Source organism: Paraburkholderia sp. GAS82 (assembly GCF_050436285.1).
In the GTDB taxonomy this organism is placed as follows: domain Bacteria; phylum Pseudomonadota; class Gammaproteobacteria; order Burkholderiales; family Burkholderiaceae; genus Paraburkholderia; species Paraburkholderia phenazinium_B.
Genome location: NZ_JBNDLX010000010.1, coordinates 227,508 through 249,426, shown reverse-complemented (window position 1 = coordinate 249,426; position 21,919 = coordinate 227,508). Strand labels below are relative to the sequence as shown.

Here is a 21,919-nt window from a genome sequence, read left to right as displayed (position 1 = left end):
TCAGGTTTACGGTGGCCCGGGTTTCAGTTTCGGCCGTTGCCTTCCTTCACTCCGGCACGCGCTGCAACAGGGCCTTTTCAAAGTCCAGCGCCTCCTGAACGAGCCACGTTTCGAAGGCAAGCAATTGCGGCGACGCCGAGCTAACCTGTGAGCAGGCGAGATAATACGCACCCGGCGTCGGCACCCGCAGTTCGAACGGTGCCACCAGCCGTCCGCTGCACAGATCATCCTCTATCAGCGCTCGCACCGCCATGACGATCCCTGGATTGTCGATGGCTCCCTTTCTGCTGCTCACCGTTTTCGCTCTGGTGCTCGATACGACGGTGTCGTTGTTCGAAGATCACTTCATACGCTGGCAACCGTCCGCCTGGCCGTGTCGCTATCGTGACAGGCGGCGCGCAGGGCATTGGGCTGACGGTCGGCCACCGGCTTCTCGCTTCCGGGGCGAAGCTGGTTGTGTGGGACATCAACGAGGCGACCCTGGAGCAGGCGAGCGCCGACGTGAACGCCGTTGGCAAGGGCGCGGTGCATACGGAGAAAGTCGACATTGCCGACTACGACAGCGTGGTCGCCGCGAAGGCGGGCACGCTTGAGAGGATCAGCATTCATGAAGTATTTTCGCATTGTCAGCCAACACGAATATTCGTCTTCTTGACGGATTGTATGACAGGCGTATAGACTGACTTATCAGCTTTACGTTTGCCGTCTTATCCGGGGTGCCGGGCGGCTCGTGGGCAAAGACCGATAGAGACGGAGACGCCATCATGCCGGGCTATGCAAGCGTAGGAGCACGTCTGGACGGCCTGCCGCTGTCCGGCTTCCACTGGCGGCTGCTCGGTCTGATCGCAGCCGGCATGTACTTCGATTCGTTCGACATTTACATCGCAGGCAGCGTGCTTGCCGCGATGATCCATAGCGGCGAATCCACGCTCGGCCTCAACGCCGCCTTCGTGTCCGTTACGTTCATCGGCATGATGACCGGAGCATGGCTCTCAGGTGTCCTGGGCGACCGCTTCGGGCGTCGCTTCTGCTATCAGTTCAACCTCGGTATCTATGGCTTTGCTTCGATTGCGGCTGCGTTTGCGCCGTCGATGCCATGGCTCATTGCCTTCCGCCTCATCATGGGGATTGGGATGGGGGCGGAAATCGTGGTGGGCTACGGCACGCTCAGCGAGTTCATTCCGGCCGTCTGGCGCGGCCGTTTCGGCACCATCCTCAACCTCATCATCAACACATCGCTGTTTCTTTCGACGTTTCTCGGCTGGCTCATCGTTCCCCACTACGGCTGGCGCTGGATGTTCGCGATCGCCGGCTGCGGGGCACTGGTGGTGTGGTTCCTGCGCAAGTCGATGCCGGAGTCGCCGCGTTGGCTCGAAGCGCGTGGCCGCGCCGAGGAAGCCTCAGGCATCGTGACGCGTATTGAAGCTGCCTGTGGCGTGGATGCTGCCACCTCCCATGCAAACGAAGCGGCTCCACGCCGCATCGATCAGGAAGATCACGGCCAGCTCCGCGAACTGTTTTCCCGGCAACTGCTGGGCCGCACCATTACCGGCATTACGGTGCTGGTGGCGCTTTTCACGGTCAATTACGCATTCGTCAGCTGGATACCGACGTTCCTCGTCAAGCAGGGGCATAGCGTGTCCAATTCGCTGGGGCTGACGGCCGTCATGTTCGCGGGAGGGCCGGTCGGTTCGCTGATCGCGTTTCTGCTTGCCGAGCGGACGGGGCGAAAATGGGGAATCGTGCTGTTTTCGCTGATCTGCGCGGCGTTTGGCGTCGCCTATCCGTTCGCGCAGTCCGCCGTTGCAATTGCCTCGCTGGGCTTTGCGATTACGTGCTGCATTTACGTGCTGTCGTCTTTCAGTGTGGCGACGTATGTCCCCGAACTGTTTCCGACCCGCTTGCGGCTGCGCGGGGCGGGGCTGTCGAATACCGTCGGGCGTGCCGTTAGCATCGCTATTCCTTACGCAGTCGCAGCATCGTTTATGAGGTTCGGCATCGCCGGTGTGTTGACGCTGATTGTCGGAACGCTGCTTGCTCAGGCGTTGATCGTTGGCCTGATCGGCGCGGAAACAAAACGGCGCTCGCTCGAAGCCATCGAAGAGGAAGCGGGCATTGCATCGCCTGACGCAATCGAGAGCGGCGCAGCCGGAGCAATCAGATGAAACCGGACGCCGCAGAGTCAAGGGCGTGTTGAAGCGCCACGTTGCAAATCATCCATCACGAGGACACCCGAGACATGTCATCGCAGATCGAGAATTACCGGATTTTTGCAGTCAAGTACGCACATTTCGAGCGCCGCTCAGGCGACAACTTTATCGGCGGCGATTCGCATGATGTCCCGATGCCGCTCGATTACTTCGTGTGGGCGGTGGTCGGGAATACGCGCACGTTTATCGTCGACACCGGGTTCGATCAACCGATGGCCGACAAACGTGGCCGCACGATTACCAACTCCGTTGAGCACGGTTTGCAGAAAATCGGCATCGCCGCTGCGTCCGTCGAGGACGTGATCATCACCCACATGCACTACGATCATGCGGGCAACCACGCGCTGTTTCCGCATGCGCGATATCACGTACAGGACCGCGAGATGGCCTATTGCACGGGCCGTTGCATGTGCCATCACGCGCTCAGCCACCCGTTCGAACCGGAAGATGTGAAGTCGATGGTCGGCCGTCTGTTCGATGGACGCGTGCGGTTTCATGACGGCGCATCGGAGGTGGCACCGGGCATCACCGTGCATTGGGTCGGCGGCCATACGAACGGTCTACAGATCGTGCGCGTCCATACTGAGCGCGGATGGGTCGTGCTGGCGTCGGATGCGTCGCACTTCTACGCGAACATGCAGGAGCATCGGCCGTTCCCGATTGTGTATAACGTCGGCGACATGCTGGAAGGCTATGAAACCGCCCATCGTCTCGCCGCGTCGCCGAATCATGTGATTCCTGGTCACGATCCGGATGTGCTTGCGCGTTACCCGGCACATGATCGCGAGACGGAAGGCTGGATTGTGCGTCTCGATGTCGCGCCGCGCTGAGGGAAAGACTACATGGCGCTAAAAGGCAAAAATGTGCTCGTAACCGGTTCGTCGGACGGACTGGGTCTGGCCATGGCGAGGGCGCTTGCAGCGGCGGGCTGCAATATCGTCCTGCATGGTCTGGAAGACGCACAAGGTATGGAACATACGACTCGCGAACTCGCTGCGTCGTTCGATGTTGGGGTGCATTACTTGCGCGGCGATCTTTCGGCAATCGACGGCGTCGATGCGCTTGTCGAGTCGGCTCGTGCGCGGCTTGGAACGATCGATGTGTTGATCAACAACGCGGTGGTGCGCCATTTCTCGGGCATTGAGTCGTTCCCCATCGAGCATTGGAACAACGCACTGGCCGTTAATCTTACGGCAGCGTTTCGCGCCATCCAGTTGACGTTGCCCGGCATGCGCGAGCGTAACTGGGGGCGCATCTTCAATATGACCTCCGTGTACGGCGCACGCGCGACGGCAAATCGCGTGGACTATGTGACGACAAAGACGGCATTGCTCGGACTCACGCGCTCGGTAGCGATCGAGACGCTCAATCAGGGCGTTACGTGCAACGCAATCTGCCCTGGCTCGGTGCTGACGCCGAACATCGACGGTCGCATCAACGAGTTGATGGATGTGCGCGGGCTAAGTCGTGACGATGCGGTGCATGAGTTTTTAAAGGGCAAGCAACCCACGGGCGAGTTGATCGATGCGGCACATGTCGGCGATCTGATCGTCTTCTTGTGCTCCCCGTCGGCAAGCCAGATCACCGGTGCGTTGATGCCGATCGAAGGAGGCTGGCTTGCAGGTTGATTCCTTCGCGATGCAAACGATCCCGGCAAACGCGATCACGCAGACGTTGGCGCGATTCGTCACCACCACCGGATGGTCCGGGATACCGGCTGCTGTACGACACGAGGCGAAACGCGCGTTGGTGAACTATGTCGCGGTTGCGCTTGCCGGTTGTCACGATCAAGTGATCAACAAGGCGGCCGCAGTCTACGGCCGCTTTCGCGCGGATCGGAGCGCCAGCGTGATCGGACGGGCCGATCAGACGGACATGTTGAACGCGGCGGCGCTCAACGCAATGAGCGCCAATGTCTTCGATTTCGATGACACGCATATGCCGACGATCATCCATCCAACCGCGCCGGTCGCGGCCGCGCTGTTTGCGCTGGCAGAAGCGCAGGAGGAGTCCGCAACGATCAGTGGAGAAGCGCTGCTTCTTGCGTTCGTGCTTGGCGTAGAGGTGGAATGCCGGATCGGCAACGCGTTGTCGCCCGAACACTATCAGCGCGGCTGGCATATCACTTCGACGTGCGGCGTCTTCGGTGCCGCCGCGGCGGTCGCTAAAGCCCGCGGGCTGAACGAACAACAGATCGTCTGGGCGCTTGGCAATGCATCGGCGCAGGCGGGCGGTCTGGTTGAAACACTTGGCACGATGTCGAAAAGCATTAGCGTCGGGAACGCGGCGCGCAATGGACTGTTGTCTGCACTGCTGGCTGCAGAGGGTTTTTCGGGTCCCGACGCTCCGCTCGAAGGAGCACGCGGATATTTGCGCGTGAGCGCTGCCAGACCGGATCTGGATGCGATCACGGATGGCCTTGGACGTGACTGGGCGTTGTCGTCGAACACATATAAGCCCTATCCGTGTGGTGTCGTGCTCAACCCGGTCATCGACGCGTGTCTTGAGTTGCGTCGCGACGCGAGCTGGACGCTTGACGATATCGAGCGCGTCGAGCTGACCGGACATCCGCTGCTGCGTGAACGGACCGACCGGCCCGGCGTGCGCTCGGGGCGTGAATCGCAGGTCAGCGCGCAACATGCCGTTGCAGTGACCCTGGCGCGCGGCAAAGCGGGTCTCGCCGAGTTCAGTGACGAGGCGGTCGCCGATCGTTCGCTCAAGGCCTTCGCGGACCGTTTGCATTTCATCGATGACGCGTTGTGGGATGTCGAGTCGGCGCAGGTCAGCATCGTGTTGCGTTCGGGAGAGTCCGTATCGCGGCGAGTCGATGCCGGGCGCGGCAGCCTCGCAGCGCCGCTGACGGATGAGGAACTGGCGGCGAAGCTGCGCGAGCTGGCCGCATATGGCGGCTCCGGCGTTCAGCCGCAACCGCTGACGGAGATGTTATGGCGCTTCGACCGTGAGCCGGATGCCGCAACGTTGATGCGCATGGCGCGCCCAACGCAAGCGGCTTGACGGCTGCGAAGCAGAAACGAAGCTGAAACAGCGCTGCAGCAACGCGAAACAAACGATCTTTCATGGATGAGGGAAATCATGTCGAGCAGTGAGCAACAGAATCAAATCGGCTTTGTCGGTGTGGGTGTGATGGGCCGTCCGATGGCGCGGCGTCTGATCGAAGCCGGTCACCCGTTGATTGTCTACGACCGCGACGAACAGGCGGTCGCGGAACTCGCAGCGCTTGGCGCGCGGGCAGCGAAATCTGTTCGCGAAGTAGCCGACAACGCACGCATCGTGTTTACAAGCCTGCCCACTCCAGCCGTGTTCAGGCAGGTCGCGTTAGGCGATGGCGGCCTGATTGAAGGCAGCGGCGTGAAGATTCTGGTTGACCTGTCGACCGTCGGGTCCCGCACCGAGAAGGAAGTCGCCGGTGGACTGCTGGAAAAAGGCATCGCAACTGTCGATGCACCCGTCAGCGGCGGAGCAGCAGGCGCGAAGAAGGGCACGCTTGCGATCATGGCCGCAGGCAACCCGGCGGCAGTCGACGAAGTGCGTGGATTGTTCGAAGTACTGGGCAAGGTGTTCATCGTGGGCGAAGAACCTGGACAGGGCCAGTTGTTGAAGTTGCTGAATAACATGCTGTCGTCGACTGCCTTCGCCATCACCTCCGAGGCGTTCGTCGCAGGGATGCGCGGCGGCCTCGATCCCGAAGTCATGATGTCTGTGATCAACGCGGGTAGCGGCAAAAACGGCGCGACGCTGGACAAGTTTCCGAAGCAGGTTCTACCGCGCACCTTCGATTTCGGCTTTCCAATCGGCAGCGTTTGCAAGGACATCGGTCTTGCCGTCGAAGAATGCCAGGCCCTCGGCGTGCCGATGTGGGTGGGCAATGTTGCGCGCCAGGTATGGAACTACGCGGCAATGCAGGACGGCACGAAGCGCGATATGACCGAACTCGTCAAATACGTCGAACGTTGGTCGTCTAACGAAGGGCTTACGGACTGAGGCGCCTGATCGCCGCTGCGGAAATACAGCACAATAGAAGACCACACAACCTTAACTGGAGAACTACATGATCGTTGAAATGCGTATTTATCACTGCGCCCCCACGCGTTTGCCGGCGTTGCTCGATCGCTTTACCAGCATCACGCTCGGATTCTTCGAGAAATACGGCATTGAGCAAATCGGCTTCTGGACCACGCTGATCGGTCCGAGCAATCACACGCTCACCTACATGGTGAAGTGGGAGAGTCTCGCGGAGCGCGAGCAGAAGTGGAACGCATTCCAGGCGGACGCGGAGTGGATCGCCAAGCGATCCGCAACCGAAGCGGAGAAGCCGATTGTCGAGCGCGTTGAAAATCACTTTCTGACGCCGACGGCCTTCTCGGCGTTGAAGTAGGAGACGCATGTCATGACCCAACCGAAACGCATCGGCTTCATCGGACTCGGCATGATGGGTACGCCGATGGTGCAGTGTCTTGCGGGTAGCGGGTTCGAGCTATATCTCGACGATGCGGATGCCGCTCGTGTCGATACGCTGACCGCACAAACCGGCGGCCAGCGCCTGCAAGCCGAAAACGCCGCGGAGCTAGACGTGCTGATCACGATGCTGCCCAATTCGGCGATCGTGGAAAGCGTGTTGCTGGGAGACGGTGCTAACGGTTGGGCGAACCGGCTTGTGAAAGGCGCGGTCGTCATCGACATGAGTTCGTCGGAACCCGAGCGTTCGCGCAAGCTCGGTGCGACGCTCGAAGAGCGTGGTCTTGCCTATCTCGATGCGCCGGTCTCGGGCGGCGTCAAGCGGGCGAAGGAGGGCACGCTGGCGATCCTGGTCGGCGGCGATGCGCAAGTCCTCGCTCGCTGCAAGGCGCTGCTCGATGCGATGGGAACGAGCGTGCTTCACATTGGCGCCGCGGGTTCGGGCCATGCCGCCAAAGCGTTAAACAACTACGTCTCAGCCGCGGGCCTCGCGGCGACTGTCGAAGCGTTGCACATTGCGCAGCGTTTCGGCATCGAACCCGAGGTGATGACGGACGTGCTGAATGCGTCGTCGGGCCGTAGCAACACGTCCGAGAACAAGGTGAAGCAGTTCATGCTGAGCGGCACGTTTGCTTCAGGATTCGCGCTTCAGCTGATGAACAAGGACCTGAAGATTGCGCGGGCCCTTGGGCAATCCGTCGGTTATCCGATGACGCTCGGTGCGATGTGCGCGGAAGTCTGGGATGAGGCAGCGCAGCGTTCGACACCGTCCACCGATCACACGGAACTCTACCGGCTATTGCCTCGCGATGCATCCTGAACTGAAACCAGCAGATTCGGAGTCCATCATGTCACACACAGCGCAGTTCTTTATCGGCGGACAATGGGTCGAGCCCTTGTCCGAGATCCGCTTCGATGTGGTCGATCCGGCCACGGAAACAACGATTGGGCAGATTGCGCTCGGCAACGCACAAGATGTAGATCAGGCCGTGACCGCCGCACGCCGGGCGTTTCCGGCGTGGTCCGCCACGGATGTCCGCGAACGCGTCGACCTGCTCAAACGCGTGTTGAAAGTCTACGAGCGCCGCTACGACGAATTCGCTGAACTGATCCGCCGTGAAATGGGGGCGCCGATTACCTTTGCTCGCAGCGGCCAGGCCGCGCGCGGCCCGGCGCATCTCAATGCGCTGATCGACGTGCTCGAGCGCTTTGACTTCGAAGAGCAACGTGGCAGCACGCGCGTCGTGCTGGAGCCCATCGGCGTATGTGGGTTGATTACGCCATGGAACTGGCCAATCAATCAGATTGTCGTGAAGATCGCCCCGGCGCTCGCGGCCGGTTGCACGATGGTGCTCAAACCCAGCGAGTATTCGCCATTGAGCGCATTGCTGTTCGCCGAGGTGCTCGATGAAGCGCAAGTGCCTGCCGGTGTGTTCAATCTGGTCAACGGCGATGGGCCTGGCGTTGGCACGGCGATCGCGTCGCATCCGGGCATCGACATGGTCTCGTTCACCGGTTCGACGCGCGCGGGTGTGCTGGTTGCGCAGGCGGCAGCGCCTACGGTTAAGCGCGTCGCTCAGGAGCTTGGCGGCAAGTCCGCGAACATCCTGCTCGACGACGTCAACCTCGACGAGGCCGTGACGCGTGGCCTGGCAGCGTGCTTTACGAACTCCGGTCAGTCGTGCTCGATTCCTACCCGTATGCTCTTGCCGCGTCATCTGATGAACGACGCCGCGCAAATCGCAAAGCGTGCTGCAGAGGCTTACCGTATGGGTCCAACCGACGACCCGGCTACGCAACTCGGACCGCTCGTTAACCGTAATCAGTTCAACCGCGTGCAGACGCTGATCCAGAAGGGCATCGACGAAGGAGCACGGCTCGTGACGGGCGGCACCGGTCTGCCTGCGGGCATTGAGCATGGCTATTACGTGCGTCCCACGGTTTTCGCCGACGTGAAGCCACATATGACGATTGCGCGCGAAGAAATCTTCGGCCCGGTGCTCTCGATCATCGCGTACGACTCGGAAGAGGAGGCAATCCACATTGCCAACGATACCGACTATGGCCTTGCCGCCTACGTGCAATCGGGCAACCTCGAGCGTGCACGCAAAGTAGGCCGGGCCTTGCGCGCAGGCGGTGTGCACCTGAACTATCCCGCGGCTGATTTCGGTGCGCCGTTTGGCGGCTACAAGCGCTCAGGCAATGGCCGTGAGTGGGGCGAAGCCGGCCTGCGCGAGTATCTGGAGACGAAGTCGATGGTCGGATATGGTCCGGTCTGACGAAAGCCGCTTTATTGTTGGACTGCCCGGTTCGGCTAGACCGGATGGGGCAAAAAAATTTGCACTTTTGCATTGTCTGACAATCAGCGTGTCCGGCAACAGGACGGTTTGAATCTGAAACCGCAATGAACCAGAGAGGATTTCACCATGGACAACAACGAACGCTTCGACAAAGGGTTTGAGAACCGCAAGGAGGTACTCGGTGCAGGGCACGTGGAGAAGTCGTGGGCCAACGCGGATGACTTCAATCGCCCGATGCAGAAGTTCGTCACCGAATGCTGCTGGGGCGATATCTGGGGCGATACGACGTTGTCGTTCAAGACGCGCAGCATGTTGAACCTCGGCATGCTGACGGCGATGAGCCAGCACCACGAGCTGGGGGTGCACGTGAGGGGCGCATTGCGCAACGGCGTGACGCGCGACGAGATTCGCGCGGTGTTGATGCAGGCAGCTGTTTATTGCGGAGCACCGCTTGCGCTGGCGGCATTCCGCGTCGCGAGTGAAGCGATCAAGGCCTACGAGGCGGAGAACTCGACGGCCTGATTACGTGGCAGACCAACACCCAGGAGACAACGATGAAAACCATAACTGCCAATGACGTAGTCCAGTCGGAAGGCGAGCAGTCGATCGAAACGAAAAGGCGCAATGCGATCAAGGGCGCGTTCTTTTCCGAGTTTATCGACATGTTCGATATTTACCTACCGGTCGTCGTACTCTCGCCGGTGCTCGGGTTTTTTCAACCGCCGCATCTTTCGACCGGGACAGAGACGATTCTGGCGTCTCTGGTTTTCATCACAACTTTACTCGGCAGGCCGGTCGGCGCATTGCTGTTCGGCATGATCGCGGACCGGATCGGCAGACGTAAGGCGTCGATCTGGTCGGTGACGGGTTTCGGGGTGGTCACGTTGCTGATTGCGCTGCTGCCCGGATATCAGAGTATCGGCCTCGCATCGTATTGGTTGCTGGTGTTGCTGCGCTTTGTCGACGGCATTTTTCTGGGTGGCGGTTACACCGGCGCCATGCCGCTCGCAATCGAATACTCGAAGAAAGAGCAGCGCGGCTTCGTCGGCGGCTTCATCATTGCGGGCTTTCCTGCAGCCTATGTGACGATCAACCTCGTCGCGATGCTGATGTTCGCGCTCTTTCCGCTCAACGGCATGAATTCGCCGTATGCGCAGTGGGGCTGGCGTGTGCCTTTCGTGCTGGGCGCGGCGCTCGCTGGTGTGCTCGCGACCTACTACGTGCGCAAGGTCGCGGAGTCGGAAATCTGGCAAAGCGACACCGCTGACAAAGCGGCGCAGGCCGAAAAACTGCCGCTTACCGACCTGATTCGCGGCAAGAGCGGACGCAACCTGTTGCAGGTGCTGGTGATGATGACCGGCTTCTGGCTCACACAGAACATTGTGACGATCTTTCTGCCCACCGGCTTGCTCGTGAAAACGCTGCACCTGTCGGGCTTCCAGATGGCATCGACGCTGATGATCACCTATTTCGTGCTGTTTTTCAGCTATATCGGTTCGGGGCTGATCGCGCAACGGATCGGACGCCGCCGTTTCTTTGTCATCGTCGGACCGTTGATCGCGACGGTTGGCGCGGCGCTGCTGTATGTGCTGGCTAATGTCGACGGTTTGTCCCTGACAGCAATTATTTCTCTCGTCTGTGTGCTTGCCGTTCTCGTGACGTCACCATGGGGCGTTATCGTCACGTACATCAACGAGCGCTTCGTGACCGATGTGCGCGCAACCGGATTCGGCGTCGGCTTTAGTCTTTCCGTGATCATTCCGTCGTTCTACGCGTTCTATATGAACTGGCTCAGTGCATTCATGCCGCTGCGTATGACGGCGGTCGCGTTGCTGTGCCTCGGTGGCCTGATTGGGATGGTCGGCGCGCTAATGGGCCCGGAAACGAAGGACGTCGATTTCTAAAGCAACTGTTTTTCTTTAAGAGGGACGCGTTTCATGAATCAGAATCGGATCGGCTTTATCGGCCTTGGCAACATGGGTGGCCGGATGACGAGACGGCTCGTCGATGCAGGTATTGCTGTACTCGGCTTCGATACCGTGAAGGACCGTATTGCGGCAACTGGCGCAGAGCCTGCCGGTACGCTGCGCGATGTCGTGGCATTCGCGGATGTCGTGATGATGTCCCTGCCGGACAGCAAAATCGTGGAGGCGGTGGTCGAAGGGGAGGATGGTGTGCTCGCGCATTGCCGTTCGGGGCAGGTCGTGGTCGATCTGAGCACGGCTGCGGCCAGTTCCACCATCCGCCTGGCAAAACGTTTCGCAGAACGTGGCGTTCACTATGTCGACGCCGGCATCTCGGGCGGAGCAGCGGCCGCTGAAAAGGGCACGCTGACATTGATGGTGGGCGGCGACGCCGGCGCGGTCGACAAGCTGAAATGGGCATTCAAGCCGATCAGCGCAAAGATCGCATACATGGGCGCGAGCGGAACAGGCCACACGACCAAGCTGCTGAATAACTTTCTGAATGCGGTGAGCCTTGCTGCGAGCGCTGAAGTGATGGTGGCCGGGAAAAAAGCCGGCCTCGATTTGCATCTGCTGCTCGATGTGCTGAACAGCAGCAGCGGGGTCAACTTTGCAACGTTGAACCGCTTTCCGAAGATCGTCGACGGCGATTATCTGGAAGGCGGTCTCACCGGCAAGCTGATGACCAAAGACGTGGTGCTCTATGTGGACCGCGTGCGAGAACTGGGCGTAATGTCGCTGAATTCCGCAGGGCCGTTGGCGAGCTTCGGCCTTGGTACGGCACTCGGCTATGGCGATGTGATCAGCAATCGGGTCGTCGATGCGATCGGCGATGTGTCGGGCGGCGTGCGGTTGCATGACGCTGGCAAGGACAACTGAGAAAAGGAGAAGCAGGCATGAAGGTATTTCACGGCAGGACGGACGGCGCGAAATCGGAGCTTCGGGGCGAGACGTTTTCGGGCGAGGTGTGGGCCGATCCGGTGATGCCGGCGACTGATGGCGTTACGATCAACACGGTGCTGTTTGCCCCGCGAGGCAGAACTTACTGGCATACGCACGAGTACGGTCAGGTATTGACGGTCACGGCTGGCAAGGGCTGGATATGCAAGGATGGAGAAGCTCCCCAACCGATTCGCCAGGGCGACATCGTCTTCATTGGACCGAACGAGCGGCATTGGCATGGCGCGAGCGACAGCAGCTATATGGTGCATATCGCGACATCGCTCGGCAAGGCGACGTGGCAGGAAGAAGTCGCAGAGAAGGACTATCCGGCCGGCGTGTGACGCTGATCGTGGCACCAACAGGATGGCGCACACACGGCCATCCCCGCTTTCGACAGGAACAACGCGATGAGTTCAAGCGAGTCAGGCAAGCCGTCATCTCAAGAGCACGACGTCCAGCATATCAAGGACGAATTCATCCGCGTGCATGGTGCGTGGTCTCCCGAGTGGGAGAGCATGTTGCGTCTCGACGCGGGTTTCGTGGCGGCTTATCTGCAGTTTTCTTGCGTGCCGCAGCGGAAAAACCATCTTGGCGACAAGGTCCGGGCATTCATCGCGCTCGCCGCCGATGCCTGTGCGACGCAACTGTACGCGCCGGGCGTCGCGCATCATCTGCAGCGCGCCTTGTCGTTCGGCGCGACGCGCAATGAACTGATGGAGGTGCTTGAACTGGTGTGCACGATCGGCATCCATACAAGCAATGTAGGCGTGCCGGTACTGCTCGAAGTGCTAGAGGAAGAGGGCCTGCGTGCAGGCCCCGTGCCGCTCGACGATCGAAGGCTCGCACTGAAGGCCGCTTTCGAGAAGAACCGTGGCTACTGGCATCCCACCTGGGAGGGGCTGCTTGAACTCGATCCCGATCTGTTTGAAGCTTACGTCGAGTTTTCATCGGTGCCATGGAAAACCGGCGTGCTGAGTCCGAAGGTCAAGGAACTGATCTACTGCGCGTTTGACGCTTCTTCCACGCATCTGTACGTCCCGGGACTGAAGCTTCACATGCGTAACGCGCTGCGCTACGGAGCAACGGCCGAGGAAATCATGGAACTGCTGGAGATTGTCAGCACGACGGGCATTCACGGTGCGGAACTCGGTGCGCCGTTGCTTGAGGCGGCATTACAAAAAACTAAAGAAACTGCACCGCCATCCTGACAAAGCGCCTTCGGTAGGCATCGGTGTAAATCTCTAGATTTTTTTATGGCGAGTTGTGATCCGAATTTTTTTCGCTCATTGTGCATTGTGCACAACGGATTTCGGGCTTGCCAATGAACACACCGAACACGCCGGATTCGACGACATCGTCCGAGTCCGTAAAGGCGGTTTCTTCTCCTAATGTCCGGCCGGATCCCCGCCTTACGGTTGCAGGTCTTAACCATGGATTCGAAACCGACGACGGCGTGCGAACCGCGCTCTTCTCCGGGCTGAATTTCAGCGTCGGAGCGGGGGAGATCGTCTCGATCGTCGGTCGCAGCGGCGCGGGCAAGAGCACGCTGTTCAATCTGGTTTCGGGACTGCTTAGCCCGCAAAGCGGGCGTATCGAAGTCGGCCGCCGCGCGGACGGCGGTGCGGGCCGCATCGCCTATATGCTGCAAAAAGATCTGCTGATGCCGTGGCGCACGGTCCTGCAAAACGCGCTGCTGGGCATCGAGCTCTACAGAAAGGTAACGCCTCACGACATCGCCCGCGCCCGTGAGATGCTCGCGCGCTATGGGCTGACCTCGGTGGTCGATGCCTATCCACAGGCGTTATCGGGCGGCATGCGGCAGCGGGTTGCACTGACCCGCACACTGCTGGTCGACCCGACCCTCGTGCTGCTCGACGAACCTTTCTCGGCCCTCGACTATGAAACGCGCCTCGCACTCGAGGACGACGTCATGGCGCTGCGTCAAAGCAGCGGAACCAGCGTGGTGCTCGTCACGCACGACATCGAAGAGGCGATTGCGATGAGCGACCGGGTGATTCTGCTCGGCGGCCGGCCTGCGCGCATCGAAGACTCCGTCGACGTCAAACTGTCTACGCAGGGGCCGCGCACGGCGGTATCGGCTCGCGAGGCGCCGGAGTTTCGCACCTTGCATAAGCGCATCTGGGGCGGTCTGCGCAGCAATACGATTCATCATGCAGGAGCGTCGACATGAGTGATGCAGTCATGACAGCACAAGCAGCGGGACGGCGTATGCGTGTGCGGCGTCTGAAAGGCCTGGGAGCGACCAGTGGCGTTGTGACGCTGATCATGGTGGCGCTCGTTGTGCTGTGGCAGGTGGCCGCTGGGCGCGGGTGGATCAACGGCCAGTTGTTCGGCTCGCCACTCGGCATCTATAAAGCCGCGGCAGTGGGGCTCGCGCAGGGCAGTCTCATTACGGACACGTTGACGACGCTGTATGAGACCGTGCTGGGACTCGTGATCGGCAGCGGTCTGGGGATCGGGATCGGCTTGCTGCTCTGGTTCGTGCCGCGCGTAGCGGGTGTCACGGAAGGCTTTGCAGTGATTCTCAACAGTATTCCCAAGATTGCGCTCGGCCCGCTGATTGTCATCTGGTTCGGCTCGGACATGACCTCGAAAGTCTGGCTGGCCGGTATCTCCACTTTCGCGGTTGCGATGATTTCCTCCTGCGCCGCCGCGCGCGAAGTCGACCAGGATCTGTTGAACCTGTTTCGCTCTTTCAAGGCGAAGCCCGGGATGATCTTTCGCAAACTGATCGTGCCGGGCGCGCTACCGTGGATCTTCTCGACGCTGCGCGTGAATATCGGCTTCGCGTTGATCGGCGCTGTCGTAGGCGAATACATCGCGTCGCAAGCAGGTCTTGGTCATGCCGTGTTCGTGGCAGGCTCGCTCTTCGACCTCAATACAGTCTGGCTCGGCATCATCATCCTGACGTTGATGGCGACGCTGCTCTCCTGGATCGTTCAACTCGCGGAAAACCGCATCATTTCATGGAAAACGAAGCGATGAAGCAGTCTCTTGTCTCGCAGCGAAAACCGTCGTCGTTCAGCATTGTGACGCTTAACCGGTTCATGCTTGGCGCCGCGACCGGTGCGGTGTTTGCGATGGCGGCGAGTCAGCCCGCAGTAGCCGCGCCGGAAAAAGTTGTGGTCTACCAGGCATTTCAATCGATTCAGTATCTGCCGCTCTATGTCGCGATAGACAAGGGCCTGTTCGCGCAGAACGGTCTCGACGTGCAGAAGGTCACGGCCGGCAGCGGCGCGCAAGGCGTTGCCGCGGTGATCGGCGGGCACGCCGACTTCTCGCTGCAGGATCCGATGACCGCGGTGCTGGCTAACCTCAAAGGCGCAACGCTCGTTAACGTGGCGAATGTCGTGGCGGGCGTGCCGGTGTGGATCCTGACGCCGCCCGACTCGGCGCTGAAGAATCCAGCGGACCTCGCGGGCAAAACGGTGTCGACCGCATTGCCGCCGTCGACCAGCACCTATCTGCTGCAGCGCCTGATCAAGGAAGAGAAAGTCGCTGGCGTCAATCTGAATACGGTGCAGATCGGCACTGAACTGGCGCCCGTCTCGGCAGGACGCGCCGAGGCCGCTGCAATCTATGAGCCGCAAGTGGATCAGGGAATCGCGTCGGGCTACAAGATTCTTTATGCGTTTCCCAAGGCTTACCCTGGCGGTTACGCTTTCTCGACGATGGACACACTTGCGGCCACGATCAAGTCGAAGCCTGCGATGGTGGCGGCCTTTGTGAAATCGGTCGCGCAGGCGGAAGCTTTGATCCAGCAATCGCCCGATACGGCCAAGGCTGTCGCCGTGGCGGAATTTCCGACGCTCGACAAGAAGATCGTGGAGACTGCAGTGGACCGTCTGATCAGTCAGAAAATCTATGCGGCGAACCCCGACATCTCGCAGCAGGCGTTCCGCAATGCGCTGGACCTGCAGGAATACATCGGCAATATCAAACCGGGCAGTGTCACGTACGACAGCGCGGTAGACGATTCCTTTGCCAAGGCCAGTGCGAAATGAGTGAGCAGAGTGGCGCATTTATCGCTGAACTGATTGCCAGTCGCGGTGATCCGCAGCGTTGTCGCGCGCGGCTCGAAGCCGCGCAGCTGCGTGCTCAAGAGTGCGAACCATGGCTGAAGGCTTTCGTTTACCGGCCCGATAGCCACGAGACCGTGGACGCAGTGGCTAAACCGCTGGCTGGTTTGCCGATCGGCGTGAAGGATCTGATGGCGACGCACGACATGCCGACGACCTACGGCTCGCCCATCTATCAAGGTTTTCAGCCTGCCGAGGACGCGTGGATCGTCGAACGGATTCGCCACTTCGGCGGCATTGTGTTCGGCAAGACCGTCACCACCGAATTTGCCTGGCGCGAGCCGGGTCCGACGGTCAATCCGTGGAACCGGCTTCATACGCCAGGCGGTTCGTCGAGTGGTTCGGCTGCCGCGGTCGGTGCAGGCATCGTACCGCTTGCGGTCGGCACGCAGACTGTCGGCTCGGTGATCCGGCCTGCAGCGTTTTGCGGTGTGGTCGGCTATAAGCCGAGTCACGGCAATGTATCGAAGGCGGGCGTGCATCCGTTGGCGCCGTCTTTGGACCACGTGGGATTTTTTGCCCGGACTGTAGAAGGCGCTGCACTTTGTCACGCGCTGTTCGTCGACGCGAAACCCGAGGTGCTCGAAAGTCTCGATGCCTGGCATACCTACTTTACGGCACAACCGCCGCGTAAGCTCGGTGTTGTCCGTACGCCGTTCTGGGACCGTGTGACACCGGAACAGAAGGCCAATTTCGATGCCACGCTCGCGCGTCTGCAGGCTGCGGGCGCGACATTGGTCGAACTCGATCCGTTCGACGCGATGCCGTCGATGCTCGATGCCTTGCAGACCATTCTCCAGGTTGAAGCAGCTCGCGCGATCGGACCGTTAGCAGCGGACCATCCGGACCTGATCAGTACGCATATGCTTGCGCTGACGAGCGCAGGCGCAGCGGTGTCACCAGAAAAGTACGAAACCGCGTTGGCGCTTCAGGCGAAGCTACGCAGCGAATTTGCTGGTTTCATCGACGGCTGCGACGCGCTGGTGACGGTACCAGCAACGGGTGGAGCGCCCGAGGGTCTCGCCGATACGGGTGACGCGACGTTCTGCGCGCCGTGGAGTTTTCTCGGTGTTCCCGCTGTGACGGTGCCTGCGGGGCAAACTCCGGACGGCATGCCGCTAGGTTTTCAGGTGCTGGGCAGACAGGGTGACGATCTGCCGACCCTGCAAGCCGCGGCGTGGATCGAAACTGTTTTGGGGTAGGGCATTGACCAGATTCTATCGGACAGCTCAACAATATGTATTGAGTACGCTTAGAGCGGAAATCCTGCAAGGGCTGTATCCGGCTAACACGCATCTGCGTCAGGAGGAGGTGGCGAAGCGTCTTGGCGTCAGCACGACGCCGGTACGTGAGGCGTTTCGCGACTTACGCGCAGAAGGCCTTGTTTCGATTGACGCGAACAAGGGCGTCGTCACCCGAGGGCTAACGCTCGCGGATGTGACCGGCATCTATGAACTGCGCATGATGCTCGAACCAATGCTGGCGCAGCGCGCCTGCGTGCAGATTACGGCAACCGATCTGGAAGCGGCGCAAGGCACGCACGACGCGATGGAGGCGACCACATCGCCGGAACAGTGGTCGCTGCTGAACGAAGACTTCCACTCGCATCTGGTGAAGAGCCAGGCGGACACGCGCCTCTTCGACATGTGCGAATCGCTTTCGCTCGCGGCGCGTCCTTACGTGAGTCTTTCGATGCATGTGAATGAAGACATCATGGCATCGAACAATCGCGAGCATGCAGGACTTCTCGCTGCCTACGAGGCGGGCGATGTCGACGCCGTATATGCGCAAACCCGTAGCCACCTGGAAAATACCCGCGACGCCGTGGTTGAGTACGTGAACCAGTGGCTCGACACGGAGAGCCGGCTTCAGAGAAAATCGGGCTGATCGTCCCTCAATCATCAGCCGGGAAAGCCCGCATATGGATTCCGTTGCATTGAACACGTTGTCGGCGGTAGACGCCAGGCGTCTGATCGCCAGCCGCCAGGTCTCGCCGGTCGAACTACTGGACGCCTGTATCGCGCAGATGCAAGCCGTCAATCCCAGCGTCAATGCGCTCGCGGCGACGCGTTTCGCACAGGCGCGCAGCGAAGCACGCGCTGCCGAGCAGGCGGTCATGCGTGGTGAAAAACTGGGTTTGCTGCATGGGCTGCCGCTAGGTGTAAAGGACCTGGAAGAAACTGGCGGTCTGCTGACGACTTACGGCTCGCCGATATTTCGCAGCAACGTGCCCGCTCACGACAACGCGATGGTCGCGCGTTTGCGCGCCGCGGGCGCAATTCTGACCGCGAAGACCAACACGCCGGAAATGGGTGCGGGCGCCAATACACGCAACGCGGTATGGGGCGCCACCGGTAATCCCTTCGATCCCGCGCTGAACGCCGGCGGCTCGTCCGGTGGCTCTGCCGTCGCGTTGGCGACGAACATGCTGCCCTTGTGCACGGGGTCCGATACCGGCGGCTCGCTGCGTATTCCCGCTGCGTATTGCGGTGTCGTGGGATTTCGCCCGTCTCCGGGACTCGTGCCTGGCGACAGCCGTCTGCTCGGCTGGTCGCCGTTGACCGTGTCGGGCCCGATGGGACGCACCGTGGCCGATATGCGGCTGCAAATGGCGGCGACGGTGGGCCTGCACGGTGGCGAACCGCTCGGCGTCGAGTGCGATTTCCGGACCATTCTGCGGGCACGCGACGTCGATCTGAACGCGTTGCGGATCGGGTACACCGAAGACTTCGGAGTCTGCGAGGTATCTCAAGCTACGCGGCAGACGTTTCGCGCGAAGATGGCGGCGCTGTCGGGCTACGTCGGTGTCTGCGAACCGGTGAGTTTTGAGCTGGGCGAGGTCAACCGCTGTTTCGATGTGATTCGCGCGCAGAATTTCATCGCGGGCTTCAAGGAGATCTACGAGCGTGACCCCAATCTGCTGGGAGCGAATACGCGTACCAACTACGAGATGGGGCTGGCCATGTCGCTCGGTGACGCCGTCTGGGCGCATGCAGAGCAGACCCGCATATTTCGGCGCTTCCAGGCCGCGTTCGACACGTACGATCTGATCGTTTCGCCGACCTGTCCCGTCTCGCCGTTCCCCTGGCAACAGGTCGCGCTCACGGAGATGGATGGACGCCCGCTCGAAAATTACTACCGCTGGCTGGGACTGACCTACGTGGTGAGTTTGCTGACGCATCCCGCGCTCTCGTTGCCGGCCGGAACGGACCATGCCGGCATGCCGTTTGGGCTGCAACTGGTGGGACCGTTCCGCGGCGATCGTCGCGTGCTGGATATTGCTCAGGCGCTGGAAAGCGCATTCAGCTTCGACGATGCGTTGCGGCGGCCAATGCCCGACTTCGTCAAACTGGCGGCGAGCCGGGTGGCGCTGAAATCGATTGTTACGGACGCGCCTGATGAAGGGCTCGCGCAGGGTGGGTCGACAGCCGGCCAGGCGGGGCATTGAATCTGCACTCGCCTGTCATCGACTTCGCTATGACGCGAACAACGCCTTGCGAATGATGGCATGCACGCCCCAGTTGCCGTCGACCACTTGCGTCACACCGAAGTCGACCGCAACCGAGATCAGCGAGATGGCTTCGTCTTCGCTGAGCCCCTTGGTGGTCATCAGAAAGCGGCGCGTTTTGATAAACGCGTCGCGCATTGCGAGGTCGAGTGTCGATTTTTCGTACACCTTGCTTTGTGCGTGAGTGCCAAACTCGGCCAGATAATTCGCGTGGCTAAAGCCGTGCAGCACCCATTCGTCCGCGGTTTCGACGAGCGGATAGGTCAGGTCCAGATACGGTTGGCCGGCAAGGGTGGCCTTCTTGTGCAGTACGAGCTGAAAGTCGCCGGTCAGCGAGCATTCGATCGCGGTGCCGCACAGTTCCGAATCGCCCTGCGATGCGTGGGGGTCTCCCACCGAGAGCAGGGCACCCGCTACCCCGACCGGCAGATACACACTCGCGCCTTGCGCGATGCGCCAATTATCGAGGTTGCCGCCGAAGGCCGACGGCGGAATCGAATCGATCAAGCCGTTCTGCTGCGGCGCGACTGCGATCAGCCCAAAATGCGGGCGCACGGGTATCTTGACGCCCTTCAGGATGCCGTAGTTTTCCTCGACCGTCGAATGGTCGACGGGAACGCCTGGATAGTCGATAGTCGGATGCACGACACCGAACGGATCGCGTTGCGGCGTCCAGCGGTAGTTGTAGACCGCGCGCGCATACGATGCCCCGTGCTCAGGTAGCTCGGCATCGAGTTCGTAGATCGTGACGACCTCGCGCGGTTTCGGTTCAGTGAGCAACTCGCGGTAGTGGAACCCCCACCACGCGGCGGCATTGCTACCGAAGGCACGCCCGCTGAACTGCGGATTGGCACAACGCCTTGGATGCACGGCGAGAATCCTGACTTCGAGTACATCGCCGGGCTCTGCCCCGCGTATGGCGATCGGGCCTGTGCAAATATGCACGCCGAAGCCTTCTCCCGCACCGCGTCCATAGATCGACGCATCGATCGGCCCGGCGCCGCGCCGGTTCACGTTCTTGCGCTCGGCGGTCCAGTGAAACACGCTTTCGGCACCGGGGTCGCCCGCTACCATGCGTGCCCAATCGTCGGAGGCGTGCTGCGTCAGCGTCTCGATTGTCACGGTATCGCCACTCTCCACTTCGAGCACAGGCTTCAGGTCATGGGAGAAGTAGCCCCAGTGAACGGTGTTGGCGGTCGCGCGCAGCAGATGATGCCGTGGCTTGCCTGGCGCGCGGCCGATTCCTTTCCCTTGGCCGGTATGCGTCTTTACCGGCGGATTCGCAACGAGCGTATCCGTATCGTTGGCCGCTGCATGATCGGCGTGTGCTGCCTTCGTTCTTGCGGCCTGTGCACCGGCTTGCGCGTGAATCAGCAACGCCTCGGCGTTGAACGGCAGGCCGCGTGAAATGCGCTGGACCAGATGCCGCGCAAGTTCAAGGCTGGCTTCGTGGCGGAAGGCGCGCGGCGTGGTGTGATATTGCTCGCGGAACGCGCGGCTAAAATGGGCGGGGTCGTTAAAGCCCCAGCGGAAACAGATGTCGGAGATCGACATCTTTTCGTACAGTGGGTCGATCAGTTCGGCACGGCAGCGTTCGAGGCGGCGCGAGCGCAGATACGCCGAGAAGCTTTGGCCGACCGTTTCGAACAGCTTCTGCAGATAGCGTGGCGAAACACGCTCCTCTTTCGCGATCGGCGCCAGGCTTAAGTCCGGATCGGCGAGGCGTGCATCGATGCTGCGGCATACGCGCGAGAAAATCGCAGCCTGGGTCGAAGTTAGGCCACCGATGTTTTCCTCGCGTTGATGCACTGCGAGACTGGCGATCAGGAACTCGGCGAGCGCCAGTTCGAGCGGGCGTAACTCGCTCACCGACAAGGTATCGAGGTTTTCCACAATCGACATGAGAAACGCCGAGAACACATGACCGATACCGGCGTCGGCCGCGATTCGCCCGGCGCGCATCGACGACGGCGCGAGCAATCGCGCACTGATCGTCGCGCGCGGCACCCGTACGACAAAGGCGCGGAAATCGGCTTCGAAAGCGAGCGATGCGTGTTCGCGCGAAGGCAGGTAAACCAGGTCGTTCGGCGCTACGGGTTCGCGCCTGCCATCGGCAATGAGCATGGCGTCGCCGTCGACATTCAGCACGATCAGCAGGCTATCAGCCGCGGACGTATTCAGTTCCAGGGTCTGTGCCACCGAGGCGAGCAGACTCAGATCGAAGCCGCCAATCGATGTCTGCGTTTTGATCGTCCCATGCAAGGGCCGGCCTGCGGCGAGCGCACCGGTTTGCAGGCCCATGCGGTCGAGCGCCTCGCGCCAGGCGCGAGGCCGTTCGACTTCCGGATAGGACTCGGTGGTGAAACGCTGCAGATCCAACGTGGACTCCAGGGCGGTGGCTGACGACGCACCTGCGTCG

General features: G+C 60.8%; 22 protein-coding genes. 20 read left to right on the top strand and 2 right to left on the bottom strand.

The window, feature by feature from the left end:
* Positions 1-46: 46 nt before the first annotated feature.
* Complete coding sequence (locus P3T17_RS28975) at positions 47-295, bottom strand: hypothetical protein (RefSeq protein ID WP_429409854.1); 249 nt, start codon at positions 293-295, stop codon at positions 47-49.
* A gap of 89 nt (positions 296-384) precedes the next feature.
* Here P3T17_RS28975 and P3T17_RS28970 point away from each other — a divergent pair, with 89 nt between their 5' ends.
* From P3T17_RS28970 to P3T17_RS28875, 20 genes are all read left to right on the top strand, one after another.
* Positions 385-678, top strand: coding sequence for an SDR family NAD(P)-dependent oxidoreductase (locus tag P3T17_RS28970; protein WP_429409852.1), 294 nt, complete (start codon positions 385-387; stop codon positions 676-678).
* 86 nt (positions 679-764) lie between these two features.
* Entirely contained in the window at positions 765-2,165 is a 1,401-nt protein-coding gene (locus P3T17_RS28965) for an MFS transporter (protein ID WP_429409850.1), read from the top strand.
* Between the two features lie 74 nt (positions 2,166-2,239).
* Positions 2,240-3,040, top strand: a complete 801-nt coding sequence (locus P3T17_RS28960; RefSeq protein ID WP_429409848.1) for an N-acyl homoserine lactonase family protein — start codon at positions 2,240-2,242, stop codon at positions 3,038-3,040.
* Between the two features lie 12 nt (positions 3,041-3,052).
* Entirely contained in the window at positions 3,053-3,838 is a 786-nt protein-coding gene (locus P3T17_RS28955) for an SDR family oxidoreductase (RefSeq protein WP_429409846.1), read from the top strand.
* 10 nt (positions 3,839-3,848) lie between these two features.
* A complete protein-coding gene (locus P3T17_RS28950) occupies positions 3,849-5,225 on the top strand; it encodes an MmgE/PrpD family protein (RefSeq protein WP_429409968.1) in 1,377 nt (458 codons plus the stop codon).
* A gap of 33 nt (positions 5,226-5,258) precedes the next feature.
* Positions 5,259-6,212 carry an NAD(P)-dependent oxidoreductase gene (locus P3T17_RS28945; RefSeq protein WP_429409966.1) on the top strand — a complete coding sequence of 318 codons (954 nt, stop codon included), beginning with the start codon at positions 5,259-5,261 and terminating at the stop codon, positions 6,210-6,212.
* A 67-nt stretch (positions 6,213-6,279) separates the two neighbouring features.
* Positions 6,280-6,606, top strand: coding sequence for an NIPSNAP family protein (locus tag P3T17_RS28940; protein ID WP_122156458.1), 327 nt, complete (start codon positions 6,280-6,282; stop codon positions 6,604-6,606).
* A gap of 12 nt (positions 6,607-6,618) precedes the next feature.
* Positions 6,619-7,506 (top strand): NAD(P)-dependent oxidoreductase, encoded by an 888-nt coding sequence (locus P3T17_RS28935; RefSeq protein ID WP_429409844.1) that lies wholly within the window; start codon positions 6,619-6,621, stop codon positions 7,504-7,506.
* Positions 7,507-7,534: 28 nt separating this feature from the next.
* The gene (locus P3T17_RS28930) at positions 7,535-8,965 is read left to right on the top strand and encodes an aldehyde dehydrogenase family protein (protein ID WP_429409842.1); all 1,431 of its coding nucleotides are present in this window, start codon (positions 7,535-7,537) and stop codon (positions 8,963-8,965) included.
* Between the two features lie 147 nt (positions 8,966-9,112).
* Positions 9,113-9,508 (top strand): carboxymuconolactone decarboxylase family protein, encoded by a 396-nt coding sequence (locus tag P3T17_RS28925; protein WP_074267988.1) that lies wholly within the window; start codon positions 9,113-9,115, stop codon positions 9,506-9,508.
* 32 nt (positions 9,509-9,540) lie between these two features.
* Positions 9,541-10,890 carry an MFS transporter gene (locus P3T17_RS28920; RefSeq protein ID WP_429409839.1) on the top strand — a complete coding sequence of 450 codons (1,350 nt, stop codon included), beginning with the start codon at positions 9,541-9,543 and terminating at the stop codon, positions 10,888-10,890.
* 33 nt (positions 10,891-10,923) lie between these two features.
* Positions 10,924-11,829, top strand: coding sequence for an NAD(P)-dependent oxidoreductase (locus P3T17_RS28915; RefSeq protein WP_074267990.1), 906 nt, complete (start codon positions 10,924-10,926; stop codon positions 11,827-11,829).
* Positions 11,830-11,846: 17 nt separating this feature from the next.
* Positions 11,847-12,233 (top strand): cupin domain-containing protein, encoded by a 387-nt coding sequence (locus tag P3T17_RS28910; RefSeq protein WP_074267991.1) that lies wholly within the window; start codon positions 11,847-11,849, stop codon positions 12,231-12,233.
* 66 nt (positions 12,234-12,299) lie between these two features.
* A complete protein-coding gene (locus tag P3T17_RS28905; RefSeq protein WP_429409836.1) occupies positions 12,300-13,100 on the top strand; it encodes a carboxymuconolactone decarboxylase family protein in 801 nt (266 codons plus the stop codon).
* A 113-nt stretch (positions 13,101-13,213) separates the two neighbouring features.
* Positions 13,214-14,083, top strand: coding sequence for an ABC transporter ATP-binding protein (locus P3T17_RS28900; protein WP_083611678.1), 870 nt, complete (start codon positions 13,214-13,216; stop codon positions 14,081-14,083).
* Entirely contained in the window at positions 14,080-14,898 is an 819-nt protein-coding gene (locus tag P3T17_RS28895; protein ID WP_429409834.1) for an ABC transporter permease, read from the top strand. Before P3T17_RS28900 ends, P3T17_RS28895 begins: the two co-directional genes overlap by 4 nt.
* Complete coding sequence (locus P3T17_RS28890; RefSeq protein ID WP_429409832.1) at positions 14,895-15,917, top strand: ABC transporter substrate-binding protein; 1,023 nt, start codon at positions 14,895-14,897, stop codon at positions 15,915-15,917. Before P3T17_RS28895 ends, P3T17_RS28890 begins: the two co-directional genes overlap by 4 nt.
* On the top strand, positions 15,914-17,194 hold the full coding sequence (locus P3T17_RS28885; protein ID WP_429409830.1) for an amidase: 1,281 nt from the start codon (positions 15,914-15,916) through the stop codon (positions 17,192-17,194). The genes P3T17_RS28890 and P3T17_RS28885 overlap by 4 nt, the downstream gene beginning before the upstream one ends.
* A 40-nt stretch (positions 17,195-17,234) precedes the next feature.
* Positions 17,235-17,879 (top strand): GntR family transcriptional regulator, encoded by a 645-nt coding sequence (locus P3T17_RS28880; protein ID WP_254369000.1) that lies wholly within the window; start codon positions 17,235-17,237, stop codon positions 17,877-17,879.
* 34 nt (positions 17,880-17,913) lie between these two features.
* A complete protein-coding gene (locus P3T17_RS28875) occupies positions 17,914-19,440 on the top strand; it encodes an amidase (protein ID WP_429409828.1) in 1,527 nt (508 codons plus the stop codon).
* Between the two features lie 27 nt (positions 19,441-19,467).
* Here the strand turns inward: P3T17_RS28875 and P3T17_RS28870 are convergent, their stop codons facing one another.
* On the bottom strand, positions 19,468-21,879 hold the full coding sequence (locus P3T17_RS28870) for an acetamidase/formamidase family protein (protein WP_429409964.1): 2,412 nt from the start codon (positions 21,877-21,879) through the stop codon (positions 19,468-19,470).
* Between the last annotated feature and the right edge of the window lie 40 nt (positions 21,880-21,919).